Origin of the sequence: Phytohabitans kaempferiae (assembly GCF_042433955.1) — a bacterium.
In the GTDB taxonomy this organism is placed as follows: Bacteria; Actinomycetota; Actinomycetes; order Mycobacteriales; family Micromonosporaceae; genus Phytohabitans; species Phytohabitans kaempferiae.
Genome location: NZ_JBHLUH010000012.1, coordinates 364,106 through 377,294 on the forward strand (window position 1 = coordinate 364,106; position 13,189 = coordinate 377,294).

The following is a 13,189-nucleotide window of genomic DNA, read 5'->3' on the forward strand; positions in this document are numbered from 1 at the left end:
CCGATCGTGGCACGCCCAGCCGGAGCGGGCGACCCCGCCACCCCGGTCTAGGTTTCTTCACGTGAAGGATCTCCGCCTTGGTGGACGCGTGTTCAGGCCAAGTGACCTGGTCGTGATGGCGATCGTCAATCGCACGCCCGATTCGTTCTTCGACCGAGGCTCGACCTTTACCTCGGACGCGGCGCTCCGTGCGGTCGCCCAGGCGGTCGAGGAGGGCGCCGGGATCATCGACATCGGCGGGGTGAAGGCGGGACCGGGCGACGAGGTCGACGTGACCGAGGAGATCCGCCGTACGGTCGGCACGATCACCGCCGTACGGGCCGAGCACCCCGACATCGTGATCTCGATCGACACCTGGCGCGCCGAGGTGGCCCGGGAGGCGGTCGCGGCCGGCGCCGACCTGCTCAACGACACCTGGGCGGGCGCCGACCCCACGCTGGCCGGGGTGGCCGCGGAGACCGGCGCCGGGCTGGTCTGCGCGCACGCCGGTGGGCTGCGGCCGCGCACCCGGCCGCACCGGGCGGCGTTCGACGACGTGGTGGCGGACGCCGTGCGGACCGTCACCGGCCTCGCCGAGCGCGCCCGTGAGCTGGGAGTACGCCCCGACGGCATCCTGATCGACCCGGCCCACGACTTCGGCAAGAACACGCGGCACTCACTCGAGCTGACCCGCCGGCTGGGCGAGCTCGTCGACACCGGGTGGCCGGTGCTGGTCGCGCTCTCGAACAAGGACTTCGTCGGGGAGACGCTCGACCTGCCCGTACCCGAGCGGCTCTCCGGCACGCTCGCGGCGACCGCGGTGTCGGCATGGCTCGGCGCCCGGGTCTTCCGAGCCCATCAGGTGCGCCCGACCCGCCAGGTGCTCGACATGGTCGCGTCGATCAAGGGGGACCGCCCGCCCGCGGTGTCTCGCCGGGCGCTCGCCTGACCGGTCAGGTCCAGCGCAAGATCCGCTTGCGCCACGCGTACAGGATGCCGAGCGCGAGCACAGCGACGAAGATCGCCATCTCCGCGACGGTGACCATGCCGAAGCCGGGCCGGTCGAACACCACAGCCCATGGGAAGAGGAACACGCTCTCGACCGCGAAGAGCACATAAAGATACGCATAAACGTAATACCGGATCTGGGCTTGTGCCCAGTCACCCCCGACCGGGTCGACGCCGCACTCGTACGCCTCCCGCTTGCCGGCCGGCTCCGCCGGACTGGCCGGGCTGAGCAGGCGATTGGCCGAGAACGCGCCGACGAACACCAGGACCGCGGCGAGCAGTAGCAACCCCAGCGTCGCGTACGAGCCGAGATAGCCTTCCACAGCTCGCAGCGTACCCCGGGGTGACCTTGATTACGGGACACGAATAGGGGTCTCATCCGGCGGACTGCGTAAGGATGACATCAGTGGTTCGACGTACGCTCAGTGTTGGACAGAAGTTGGGCGGGAAGGCACGCGCGGTGCGCCCGCCGCTGCCGGCTCGCAAGGAGGTCAGGGGTCAGTGACCAAACAGGTCCGCCAGCTGGATCGGGTGGTCATCCGATTCGCTGGTGACTCAGGCGACGGCATGCAGCTCACCGGTGACCGGTTCACCTCGGAGACCGCCCAGTTGGGCAACGACATCTCCACGCTGCCCAACTTCCCGGCCGAGATCCGCGCGCCCGCCGGCACGCTGCCTGGTGTGTCGAGCTTCCAGGTGCACTTCGCCGACTACGACATCCTCACCCCGGGCGACGCGCCCAACGTGCTGGTGGCGATGAACCCGGCGGCCCTGAAGGCCAACCTGGGCGACCTGCCCCGGGGCGCCGACATCATCGTCAACACCGACGAGTTCACCAAGCGCAATCTGGCCAAGGTCGGCTACGAGGCCAGCCCGCTGGAGGACGGCTCGCTCGACGGCTACGCGGTGCACCCCGTGGCGCTGACGAGCATGACCATCGGCGCGCTGGCCGAGCAGGACGTGTCGAAGAAGGACGCCGAGCGCGCCAAGAACATGTTCGCGCTGGGCCTGCTCTCGTGGATGTACTCCCGGCCGTACGAGTCGACCATCCGCTTCCTGGAGCGCAAGTTCGCCGCCCGTCCCGAGCTGGTCGCGGCCAACATCGCGGCGTTCAAAGCGGGGTGGAACTTCGGCGAGACGACCGAAGACTTCTCCGTCCGGTACGAGGTGAAGCCGGCCCAGATGCCGCCGGGCACCTACCGCAACATCACCGGTAACGCGGCGCTCGCGCTCGGCATCATCGCCGCCGGCGTCCGCTCCAAGCTGCCGGTCTTCCTCGGCGCCTACCCGATCACCCCGGCCTCCGACATCCTGCACGAGCTGAGCAAGCACAAGCGCTTCGGCATCACGACGATGCAGGCCGAAGACGAGATCGCGGCGATCGGTGCCGCCCTCGGCGCGGCGTACGGCGGCGCGCTCGGCATCACCACGACCAGCGGGCCGGGCGTCGCGCTCAAGGGCGAGACGATCTCGCTGGCGGTGGCGCTGGAGCTGCCGCTGGTCATCGTCGACGTGCAGCGGGCCGGCCCGTCCACCGGCATGCCGACCAAGACCGAGCAGGCCGACCTCAACATGGCGCTCTTCGGCCGGCACGGCGAGGCACCGGTGGCGGTCATCGCGCCGCGCTCGCCCTCCGACTGCTTCCACGCCGCGATCGAGGCGGCCCGGATCGCGCTGACCCACCGCACGCCGGTGATCCTGCTCTCCGACAACTACGTCGCCAACGGCTCCGAGCCGTGGCTGCTGCCCGACGTCGAGACGCTGCCCGACCTGCGGGTCGAGTTCGCCACGCAGCCCAACAGCGAAGACGGCGGCACGTTCCTGCCCTACCTGCGCGACCCGCAGACGCTCGCCCGGCCGTGGGCGATCCCGGGCACGCCAGGGCTGGAGCACCGGATCGGCGGCCTGGAAAAGGCAGACAAGACCGGCGACATCTCGTACGACCCGGCCAACCACGACTTCATGGTCCGCACCCGCGCCGCCCGCATCGAGGCGATCGAGGTGCCCGACCTGGAGGTGGAAGACCCCGACGGCGACGCGCGCGTGCTGGTGCTCGGCTGGGGCTCGACGTACGGGCCGATCGGAGCCGCCTGCCGGGCGCTCCGGCAGCGGGGTCAGTCGGTGGCCCAGGCGCACCTGCGTCACCTCGCCCCGATGCCGCGCAACCTGGGTGAGGTGCTTGCCCGCTACGACCGCGTGGTCATCCCGGAGATGAACCTCGGCCAGCTCGCCCACGTCATCCGGGCCCGCTTCCTCGTCGACGCGATCCCCTACAACCAGGTCCGCGGCCTGCCGTTCACCGCCGCCGAACTGGAGACCATGCTGGAAGAAGTGGTTAAAAATGCCTGAGCCCGTCGCCCTGAAGCTCACCGCGAAGGACTTCAAGTCCGACCAGGAGGTGCGGTGGTGCCCCGGCTGCGGTGACTACGCGATCCTCGCCGCCGTGCAGTCGTTCATGCCCGAGCTCAACATCCCGCGCGAGCGGATCGTCTTCGTCTCCGGCATCGGCTGCTCGTCCCGCTTCCCGTACTACATGAACACGTACGGCATGCACTCGATCCACGGCCGCGCGCCGGCGATCGCCACCGGCCTCTCGGTGAGCCGCCCCGACCTGTCGGTCTGGGTCGTCACCGGCGACGGCGACGCGCTCTCGATCGGCGGCAACCACCTGATCCACGCCCTCCGGCGCAACGTCAACCTCAAGATCCTGCTCTTCAACAACCGGATCTACGGGCTGACCAAGGGGCAATACTCCCCGACGTCGGAGATCGGCAAGATCACCAAGTCGACGCCCGCCGGCTCCGCGGACTCGCCGTTCAACCCGCTCTCGCTGGCGCTTGGCGCCGAGGCGACGTTCGTGGGTCGCACGATCGACTCCGACCGCAAGCACCTCCAGTCGGTGCTGCGGGCGGCCGCCGAGCACGAAGGGTCGGCGTTCGTGGAGATCTACCAAAACTGCAACATCTTCAACGACGGGGCGTTCGAAGAGCTCAAAGACGCCAGCACGCGCGACGACTACCTGATCCGCCTGGAGCACGGCCAGCCGATCACGTTTGGCAAAGACGGGCAGTTTTGCGTCGTGCACCCGCCCGGCGGCTTCGGCCTGGAGGTGCGGGAGACGGCGTCGGTCTCGCCCGAGGAGATCGTGGTGCACGACGCCGGCGTCGCCGAGCCGGCCTACGCCTTCGCCCTCTCCCGGCTGCCCGGGCTCGACCTGCGCAACACCCCGATCGGGGTCTTCCGCAACGTCACTCGGCCGTCCTACGACAGCCTCGTGCAGAGCCAGCTCGACCGGGCCAAGGCGAAGGCCACCGGCACGCCCGAGGAGCAGCTCGCCGGCCTGCTGACCAGCGGCGACACCTGGACGATCGTCTAGCGGGCCTATTTCGAGACAGAGATTCGAGCTACCGCGATCTCCGTCGCGGTCGAGGCCGCTGCTCCCGCAGCCGCATCCTCCGCGATCCACAAGCCCGCCTGTCCTCGCCCGCGACACCGAAAGTTCGAGTGCGGGCGTGGCAACGGACGGACGCGCAGCGCCCGTCCGTGCGGTGAGAGGAGTCGCCAGCGCGCGGCGCCGCGAGATCGGCGGCCGTGCCCGGGCCACGCTCGCGAGGTCGTGAATCGCGGAGGGTGAGGCTGCGGGAGCAGCGATCCGCACCACGACGGACATCGCGGTAGCCCAAATCGGGTTATATCGGCTCCGCTCCCAGGGCGAGAGCGAAGCCGACCACTGTCAGCGGTTGCGCTGGCGGTAGGTGACGGTCGCCGCTTCGATGCGGTTACGCATCCGCTGGTCGCGGGAGATCGCCCGCTTGCCCTTGCGGTAGAGGTAGACACCGCCGCCGACCACGGCCGCGCCCACGATCAGATACACGGCTACGCCCAGCAGCGCCTTGAGCAGCGCGATCGCGAGCCAGCCCACCGCCACCACGGCGACGACGCCCACTGCGGTCCAGGCCAAGAAACGTCCCATAGATCCAGGGTCCTCCTCCCTGGCAACCGCCGCATCGGGGAAAACCCCCAGCATCCGCTCTTGCGCCGGGCACGCCGTTGTGAAAATTTCCTTCTACTGCATGCGCCACGACGGCGGATGTTGTCGAAGGGACGGATCATGAGGAGAACCTCTGCCGCGCTGATAGCGGCGCTGGTCCTCGCCGGTGGCCTCATCGCACCGGCGGCACCCGCGAGCGCCGCGACCACCACCCCCACCTGCACGACAAACCCGGCCACCCCCAAGCGACAGTTCCGGGCGATGTGGATCGCCAGCGTGACCAACATCGACTGGCCCAGCGCCCCCGGGCAGAGCGAGGAGAAGATCAAGGCGGAGTACCGCGCCTGGCTCGACCTCGCCCAGCGGCTCAACCACAACGCGGTGATCGTGCAGGTGCGCCCCACGGCGGACGCGTTCTGGCCGTCGCCGTACGAGCCGTGGTCGGAGTGGCTCACCGGAGCCCGCGACGGCGCCTCGCCCGGCTGGGACCCGCTGGCGTTCCTGGTCGCCGAGTCGCACGCGCGCAACCTGGAGTTCCACGCGTGGTTCAACCCGTACCGGATCTCCATGCCGCAGGGCGCCGGTCCGGACATCGACAAGCTCGCGCCCAACCACCCCGTACGGCAGCATCCGGAGTGGGCAGTCCCCTACCCGGTCAACGCGGCCGGTTCGCGGCTCTACTACGACCCCGGCATCCCCGAGGTACGGCAGTTCGTGCAGCGCGCGATGCTCGACGCGGTGGTCAAGTACGACATCGACGGCGTGCACTTCGACGACTACTTCTACCCGTACCCGGCGGCGGGGCAGGACTTCGCCGACGACGCCACGTTCGCCCAGCACGGCGCCGGCTTCGCCAACAAGGCGGACTGGCGGCGGCACAACATCGACCTGCTGGTGCGGGAGTTCGGCGCCAAGGTCAAGGCGGCCAAGCCGTGGGTGAAGTTCGGCATCAGCCCGTTTGGCATCTGGCGCAACAAGGCGACCGACCCGCTCGGCTCGGACACCAACGGCCTCCAGTCGTACGACGCGATCTATGCCGATACCCGTAAATGGGTCAAGGAGGAGTGGATCGACTACATCCTTCCGCAGGTGTACTGGAACATCGGGCTGGCCGTCGCCGACTACGCCAAGCTGGTGCCGTGGTGGTCGGAGGTGGTCGCCGGCACGCGGGTCCACCTCTACATCGGGCAGGCCGACTACAAGATCGGTGACCCGGCGCAGCCGGCGCCCTGGCAGGACCCGGCGGAGATGTCCCGCCACCTGACCTTCAACCGCGACCATCCCGAGGTCGACGGCAACGTGCACTTCAGCGCGGTACAGGTGCGGGCGAACAAGCTCGGCGCCACCGACCTGTACGCCGCCGAGCACTACTCGCGCCTCTCGCTGGTGCCCGAGATGCCGCACCTGGACCGCAAGCCACCGCTGTTTCCGCTGGTGACAGGGGCGTCCCGGGCGACCGACGGCGCGGTCACGCTGCGCTGGAAGCAGCCGCTGGGCAAGGCCACCTCGTACGCGGTGTACCGCTTCGACGGGCTGACCCTCCCCGGTCGGTGCGACCTCGCCGACGCGGCCCACCTGGTCGGCACGACCCGCGGTACGTCCTACGTGGACACCTCGGCAGTGCGCGGCGCGCGGTACACGTACTTCGTCACCGCGCTCGACCGGCTGTGGAACGAGAGCCTGCCCAGCCTGCCGTGGCCAGTGTTGCGCTGAGGTTTTTCGCCCTCAATAACATTTATTGATTTATGCAAGACGATGGCCCGACACTGAGGACACCCCTGGTTGACTCACCAGTAACCAAGGGCCGTTCCCCTTCCATCCCATGGAGGCAATGTGTCCCGTCGGGTCGCAACCCTGCTCGTCGCCGTACCCGCCGCCCTGCTCACCCTGCTCGGGCTGGCGGGTCCGGCGGCGGCTGCCCCCGCCGACAAGCCGGCCGTCCTGTCCAGTTGGACGCAGACCAGCGCGTCCAGCTACAACACGTGGAACTCCGCCCGGCAGAACCAGGGCGCCTGGGCCGCGTACGGCTTCAACTGGTCGACCGACTACTGCTCGTCGAGCCCGGACAACCCCCTCGGGTTCGACTTCACCCTCTCCTGCTGGCGGCACGACTTCGGCTACCGCAACTACAAGGCGATCGGCCAGTTCCCCGCCAACAAGTCGCGGCTGGACAGCGCCTTCTACGAGGACCTCAAGCGCAAGTGCGCCACGTACAACGCGGCGGTGCGGCCGGCCTGCCTGGCGCTCGCCTGGACGTACTACCAGGCGGTGTCGGTCTTCGGCTCGGTGAGCCCGGCGGACATCGACCGCGCGGCGCAGCTGCTGCCCGCGGGATCGGCCCGTTAGGAGTAACCCCTGGACGCCCGGCCGCGATCGGCGGCCGGGCGTTCCGTCGAGGTCAGGCCGCGAAGCGGCGGGAGCCGACCGCGAGGTCGGGGTGGTCGACGGCCAGCGCCAGCGCCGCCGCCTCCTCGACCGTGAGCGCGCCTCCCTCGGCGTACGCGGCGTCGAACGCGGCGTCGCCGAGCGTCGCGCGGACCACCGCCTGCTGCTCGGCCCAGTACATGCCGAACCGGCCGGGCGTGCTGCGCAGCGCCGCGCGCGTGGCCTGCGCCGCGCCGAAGAGGCGAGCCGCGATCACCGCGTCGCCGCCCAGCGCGCAGCGGACCGCGATGCCACAGATCGCGTCGCAGGCTCGGCTGTGGAAGCCATACGTCATCCGGGACCGCAGCGCCACCACCAGGTGGTCGTGGGCGGCGACCAGGTCACGGCGGCCCAGCGCCACCATGCCGAGCAGGAAGTCGACGCTGCGCCGGCCCCGCTCGGCCGGACGCGCCGCCTCCAGCGGGCGGGCCGAGGCCAGCACGTCGGCGGCCTGGTCGAGCGCGCCGCGGCGCCACAGCAGCTCGGCGAGCGTGTAGACGGCCAGCAGCGCGTCGCTGGCGACCCCGCTCGCCTCGGCCCATGCGATCACCTCGCGGCAGACCCGCTCGGCGTCGTCGTGCTGCCCCATGTCGACCAGCGAGTCGCCCCGCCCGGTCAGCACGCGGGCCAGCAGACCGGCGTCGCCGGCCTGCCGCGCCACTGCCTCGGCCCGTTGCGAGAAGCGCAGCTCCTCGGCCACCTCACCGTCGGCGCCGGCGTGCAGCGAGTGCATGTGGTACGCCGCCGCGAGCTCCGCCTCGGGAATCGGCTCGCCGGTCTCGGCGATCCGCCCGTACAGCCGGAAGAGCCACAGCCGCCCTTCGCGGGCCAGACCGCGCTCGCGCCACCACTGGTCGAGGCCACCGGCCAGGCGCAGGCCGCCCCGCGCGCTGCCGCCCGTCGCCGACCAGCGCAGCGCCGCGCGCATCTCGTCGGCGAGCGAGTCGAGCGCGTACAGCGAGAGGGTCACCGGACGGTGGTCCGGCCCCAGGTGCGCCTTCTCCAACGCGTGCAGCGACCAGGCAACGTGCCGGTCGCGGGCGGCCCGCTCCTCGCCCGCGTCGACCAGCCGGCGGGCCGCGTAGGCCCGGATGGGATCGAGCATGCGGTACGTCGTGCCGGAGGCGTGCGGCTCGGCCTGGATCATCGACTTGTCGACCAGCACGGACAGCGGGTCGAGCGGGTCGTCGTCGAGCAGCCACTCCACCGTGGGCAGGTCGACCGGCCCGGCGAAGACCGACAGCCACCGCAGCAGCCGGGCCGCGCGCGGCCCCAGCGTGCGGTAGGACCAGGTGACCGTCGCCTGGATGGTGGCGTGGCGCTGGGTCGCCGCGCGGGCCGCCGCCTCGCTCCGGCGAGCGCCGGCCTGGGCCAGGTCGACCGTCGCCAACTGGCTCGCGACCCACCGGCCGTCGCCGGCGTACGTGCCCTCCGGATCTTCCCGCCCCGCGTCGAGCGCGCCGAGCACGTCGTCGAGGCGCTCGGCGAGCTGCGTGGCCGAGAGCACACGCAGCCGGGCCGCGGCCAGCTCGATCGCCAGCGGCAGCCCGTCGAGGCGGGCCACCACGCGGCGCAGGTCAGCGGCCTCCGCCGGATCCGAACGCCGCCCGCCGCGGGCAGCGGTCGTGCGGTCGAGCAGCAGCGACACCGCCTCGCTCGGCCCGCCGCCGGGACCGGGCGCGACCGACAGCGGCGGGATCCGCCACACCGTCTCGCCCGGCAGGTTGAACGGCTCGCGGCTGGTCGCCAGCACGCGGATGCCGCTGCCGCCGGTCAGCAGCCGCGAGATCACCTCGGCCGCCGCGGTGAGCTGCGCGTCGCACGTGTCGAGCACCAGCAGCATCCGCCGGGACGCGGCGAACTCGACCAGCGTGTCGACCACCGGACGGCCCGGCTCGGGCCGCAGCCCCAGCACCGCGGCGACCGCGAACGCCACCAGCCCCGGGTCGGTCACCGAAGCGAGATCGACAAACCAGACCCCGTCCTGGTACGTCTCGACGAGCCCGCCGGCCATCTCCACCGCGAGCCGGGTCTTGCCCGCCCCGCCGGCGCCCACCAGCGTCACGAGCCGGTGGTCGGCCATCAGGCTGGACAGCTCGGCCCGCTCGGCGTGCCGCCCCACGAACGAGGTCACCTGGGTCGGCAGGTTGTGCGCGAGCGCGTCGGCCGTACGCGGGCGGGGAAACTGCCGCTCCAGGCCGGGCGCCACCAACTGGAAGAGCCGCTCCCGGTCGTCGAAGCCGCGCAGCCGGTGCAGGCCAAGGTCGAGCAGGGAAGTCTCGGCCGGCAGCGGTGCGGCGTAGTGCGCGGTCGCCGCCGAGCAGAGCACCTGCCCGCCGTGCGCCGCGGCCGCGATCCGGGCCGCGCGGTGCACCTCGGGGCTCGCGTACTCACCGTTGTGCGCCTCGGCGTGCCCGGTGTGCAGGCCCATCCGCACCTTGGGCGTGGACTCGGGCGAGGGCCACTCGTGCGCGGCGAGCGCCCGCTGGGCGGTCGCACAAGCCTCGATTGCCGCGGTCGCGTCGGAGAACGCGACGAAGAACGAGTCACCCTCGGTGAACAGCTCCGTACCGTCGCTTTCGGACAGCGTACGGCGGAGCAACCGTCTGTGCTCGCTCAAGACCGGACGGTAACCAGCGCCGAGCATCCGGGCCAACCTGGTCGAACCCTCGATGTCGGTGAACATAAAAGTCACCAGGCCACTCGGCAAATTGTGTGCCGGCACGCGTGGAACCTCCGCCCCCCTGGAAGTCGCGGTTTATGCTCCCGTACCCCCGCAACCTGGCACATCGTAGGAACGGCCGGTGCGGACCTACCCCATGGTCGTAGCCAGGGGGCGATCACAACCAAGCAGCAGCCAACGAGAGGGGTGTGTCGGGGGTGTTACGGCTGACGTAACGACGAGAGGGGGAGCCGGTTGTGGCACGACGGGTCAGTTCTGAGCCAACTTCTGGCTTTACCCGCAGCCGCATCCGCCACCACAGCAACCGCCACCACTCGGGGCGGCAGGACCGGAACTGGGCGTGAATCCACCGCCACGACCAGTGAAGGCAACCGTCGAAAGCAGCTTGACAGTGTCGGCGTGACCCTGCGGGCAGGCCGCGGGCTTGCCGGAGTCGCTCATCGGGCGGTTGACCTCGAAAGTGTCACCGCAGGCGCGGCAGCGGAACTCGTACTGGGGCATGCCAGACAGCGTACGACCGGCGCGGTGACCGCCGCGATGCGCCATACTCGACGCGTGGTGGACGGGGAGGCGAGAGGCGGAGAGGCGAGAGGCGGGGAGGCGGGATCAGCGCGGCCCCTGCGTTCGGCGGCACCGGAGTGGGCCGGTCCGCTGGGCAGTTCGGGCGCGGCTCCTCCCGAAGAGACGGCCCCCGCGGCCAAGGTCGACGAGCCGGCTTCGGAGCGAAAGGCTCCGGCGCCCGAGCAGCGTGAGCCGCAGGCGGGCACGCCCACAACGCCTGAGCCACCGCGCGGTTCCGAGCCATCCAGCGCCACGGAAAAGCCCGCCGCGTCCGCGTCGCAGGTCGACGAGTCGCGGCCGGCGCCGGCCGCACGCGAGCCGGAGAGCGGCCCCGGGCCGGCGACCGAGATCGGCCCCGCCGCGGTGACCGAGGCTCACCCCAGGTCGGAGTGGGCACCACCTCGACCAGGTGACGATCCGGCGGCCGCGGTGACCGCGGTGACGCCGGCCGCCCCGGCGGCGGCCGCCCCGGCACAGGCCACCGGTGCGGCCGGGGTCGGGGCGGCGGCGACCCGCGTCGACGTACTCGAAAAGACGGCTGGACCGCGACGGCGAGTGCGTTTCGCGCATGCTCTTCGGCGCACGCCGCGGGCGAGCGATGTGGCCCGCAGCGTGCGCGACTGGTCCGGGCGGCCGAGCGGGCGGCTGACGCTTCCGGCCGTGCTGCTGCTGGTGCTGGTCCTGGTCGGCGTGGGCGCGGGGGCCGTCGCGATCCCCATGACGGCCGGCTCGCGCACGGCGGCGCCAGATCCCACGGTCAGCGGCGGGGCCGCGCCCGCGCCGACGCTCTCCGACGGGCTGCCGAGCGGTCCGCCGATCAGCGGCGGCGCCACCCCCCTGCCGGGCGCCACGCCCACCACCGGCCCGCCGGTCGGCCTCCGCCCCGCCGACGTGCTGGCGAGCTGGGCCAGCCTGACCGGCCAAAAGCTCGACGTGCCATGGGTGGCGATGCAGGCGTACGGCTACACCGAGCTGGTCCTCGCCAAGACCAAGCCCACGTGCAATCTCAAGTGGACGACCCTCGCGGCGATCGGAAACGTGGAGACCAACCACGGCCGCTACAACGCCACGCTGGGCGACAATGGCCAGTCCTCGCCCCGCATCGTCGGGCCGGTGCTCGACGGCACCAATGGCAACCAGCGGATTCTCGACACCGACGACGGCGTGTTGGACGGCGACACCACCTACGACCGCGCGGTCGGGCCGATGCAGTTCATCCCGACGACCTGGCGGCAGCACGAGGTCGACGCGGACAACGACGGAGTCAAAGACATCAATGACATCGACGACGCGGCCATGGCCGCCGGTAACTACCTGTGCCAGGGAGGCCGCGATCTCAACGTCGCCACCGACTGGTGGAATGCCATCCTCTCCTATAACGACGTGCAGCGTTACGCCCAGCGCGTCTTCGAGACGGCCAACGATTACGGGGCCCGCAGCCGCACGTAGCGTCACCTCTCAGGCACTTTGAAGAACAAGACCCTTCCGCTCCCCTCCGGTTGGCGGCAAGCTGTACGGGTGATGGTGCGCGAGTGGGATCCGCGGACCGCGTCACCCGCCGAGATCAAGTCCCTGCTGGACACGCTCAACGCGGTGCTCGCGGCCGACCTCCCTGAAGATCCCCAGTGGCAGGACGCGTTCCTGCGGGAGTACCAAACGGAGACCATGCCCGGTGAGCGGCGGATCTCCTGGGTGGCCGAGGATGAGTCCGGCCACCTTCCGGGCCATGCCAATGTCCTGCTTCTCGGTGACATCGGTGTGGTCGAGCTCTTCGTCCACCCGTCGGTGCGACGCACCGGCCTGGCCCGCACGCTGCTGACCAAAGTGGTGCGCCGGGTCTACGACGAGGGCTTTTCCTCGATCGGCGTCGAGGTGGTCGGCGACACGCCGGCCGTGGCGTTCTACGAGTCGCTCGGCTTCGCCCGGGAGTATGTCGAGACGCGCAGCGTGCTCAAGCTGTCCACGGTGGACTGGCTGGCGATCGGCGACACGGCGGGCAGCATCGGCGACGGCTACCGGGTGGAGTACTACCCGGGCGGCCCGCCCGATGAGTTGATCGAGAGTTACGCGGTGGCCAAGGCGGCCCTGCGCGACATCGACGACGGCGACCTCGACCTGCGGCCGAGTTCCTACGACCCGCAGCGGCTGCGCGACTCCCTCGTCTGTCTCCACAGGAGAGGGATGAAGCCACACATCGTGCTGGCGATCCACGAGGGCACGGGCACGGTGGCCGGGCTGACCGAGGTGATCGTGCCGGCGCAGCACCCCGTCCGCGCCCACCAGTACGACACGATCGTCGTGCCCGACCACCGTGGCTATGGCATCGACCGGGCGATCAAGGCGCGGATGCTGCTCGAGCTGCGTTCGGCCGAGCCAGACCTCGCCGAGGTGCAGACGTGGAACGCGGCGGACAACGAGCCGATCCTCAAGGTCAACGCAGAGCTGGGCTTCATGCCCGACCGGGAGTGGTACGAGTACGGTGCCGATGTTCCCGAGCTCCTGCACCGCCTGGATCCAAAAACATGACATCCAACTGACACCCA

General features: G+C 70.8%; 11 protein-coding genes. 7 read left to right on the forward strand and 4 right to left on the reverse strand.

Going from position 1 to position 13,189, the window contains the following annotated elements:
- Positions 1-115 precede the first annotated feature (115 nt).
- Positions 116-928: a dihydropteroate synthase gene (gene folP, locus ACFFIA_RS11410; protein ID WP_377249753.1), complete on the forward strand. Its 813-nt coding sequence runs from the start codon at positions 116-118 to the stop codon at positions 926-928.
- A gap of 4 nt (positions 929-932) precedes the next feature.
- On the opposite strand, the gene ndhC is transcribed toward folP, so the two are convergent.
- Complete coding sequence (ndhC, locus tag ACFFIA_RS11415) at positions 933-1,310, reverse strand: NADH-quinone oxidoreductase subunit A (RefSeq protein ID WP_377249557.1); 378 nt, start codon at positions 1,308-1,310, stop codon at positions 933-935.
- A 178-nt stretch (positions 1,311-1,488) separates the two neighbouring features.
- Here ndhC and ACFFIA_RS11420 point away from each other — a divergent pair, with 178 nt between their 5' ends.
- Both ACFFIA_RS11420 and ACFFIA_RS11425 read left to right on the forward strand, forming a co-directional pair.
- A complete protein-coding gene (locus ACFFIA_RS11420; RefSeq protein WP_377249559.1) occupies positions 1,489-3,336 on the forward strand; it encodes a 2-oxoacid:acceptor oxidoreductase subunit alpha in 1,848 nt (615 codons plus the stop codon).
- Positions 3,329-4,363, forward strand: coding sequence for a 2-oxoacid:ferredoxin oxidoreductase subunit beta (locus ACFFIA_RS11425; RefSeq protein ID WP_377249562.1), 1,035 nt, complete (start codon positions 3,329-3,331; stop codon positions 4,361-4,363). The genes ACFFIA_RS11420 and ACFFIA_RS11425 overlap by 8 nt, the downstream gene beginning before the upstream one ends.
- A gap of 357 nt (positions 4,364-4,720) precedes the next feature.
- On the opposite strand, the gene ACFFIA_RS11430 is transcribed toward ACFFIA_RS11425, so the two are convergent.
- The gene (locus ACFFIA_RS11430; protein ID WP_377249564.1) at positions 4,721-4,960 is read right to left on the reverse strand and encodes a hypothetical protein; all 240 of its coding nucleotides are present in this window, start codon (positions 4,958-4,960) and stop codon (positions 4,721-4,723) included.
- 138 nt (positions 4,961-5,098) lie between these two features.
- On the opposite strand from ACFFIA_RS11430, the gene ACFFIA_RS11435 reads away from it, so the two are divergent.
- Both ACFFIA_RS11435 and ACFFIA_RS11440 read left to right on the forward strand, forming a co-directional pair.
- Complete coding sequence (locus ACFFIA_RS11435) at positions 5,099-6,691, forward strand: glycoside hydrolase family 10-like protein (RefSeq protein ID WP_377249566.1); 1,593 nt, start codon at positions 5,099-5,101, stop codon at positions 6,689-6,691.
- A 120-nt stretch (positions 6,692-6,811) separates the two neighbouring features.
- Positions 6,812-7,324, forward strand: a complete 513-nt coding sequence (locus ACFFIA_RS11440; RefSeq protein WP_377249568.1) for a phospholipase — start codon at positions 6,812-6,814, stop codon at positions 7,322-7,324.
- A gap of 52 nt (positions 7,325-7,376) precedes the next feature.
- Here ACFFIA_RS11440 and ACFFIA_RS11445 read toward each other — a convergent pair whose 3' ends face one another.
- Both ACFFIA_RS11445 and ACFFIA_RS11450 read right to left on the reverse strand, forming a co-directional pair.
- Complete coding sequence (locus ACFFIA_RS11445; RefSeq protein ID WP_377249570.1) at positions 7,377-10,127, reverse strand: winged helix-turn-helix domain-containing protein; 2,751 nt, start codon at positions 10,125-10,127, stop codon at positions 7,377-7,379.
- Positions 10,128-10,358: 231 nt separating this feature from the next.
- Positions 10,359-10,586, reverse strand: coding sequence for an FmdB family zinc ribbon protein (locus ACFFIA_RS11450; protein WP_377249572.1), 228 nt, complete (start codon positions 10,584-10,586; stop codon positions 10,359-10,361).
- Positions 10,587-10,640: 54 nt separating this feature from the next.
- Between ACFFIA_RS11450 and ACFFIA_RS11455 the strand changes: the two genes are divergently transcribed.
- Together ACFFIA_RS11455 and ACFFIA_RS11460 are read left to right on the forward strand one after the other, a co-directional pair.
- Positions 10,641-12,095 (forward strand): lytic transglycosylase domain-containing protein, encoded by a 1,455-nt coding sequence (locus ACFFIA_RS11455; RefSeq protein WP_377249574.1) that lies wholly within the window; start codon positions 10,641-10,643, stop codon positions 12,093-12,095.
- Positions 12,096-12,167: 72 nt separating this feature from the next.
- Entirely contained in the window at positions 12,168-13,172 is a 1,005-nt protein-coding gene (locus tag ACFFIA_RS11460) for a GNAT family N-acetyltransferase (protein ID WP_377249755.1), read from the forward strand.
- Positions 13,173-13,189 lie beyond the last annotated feature (17 nt).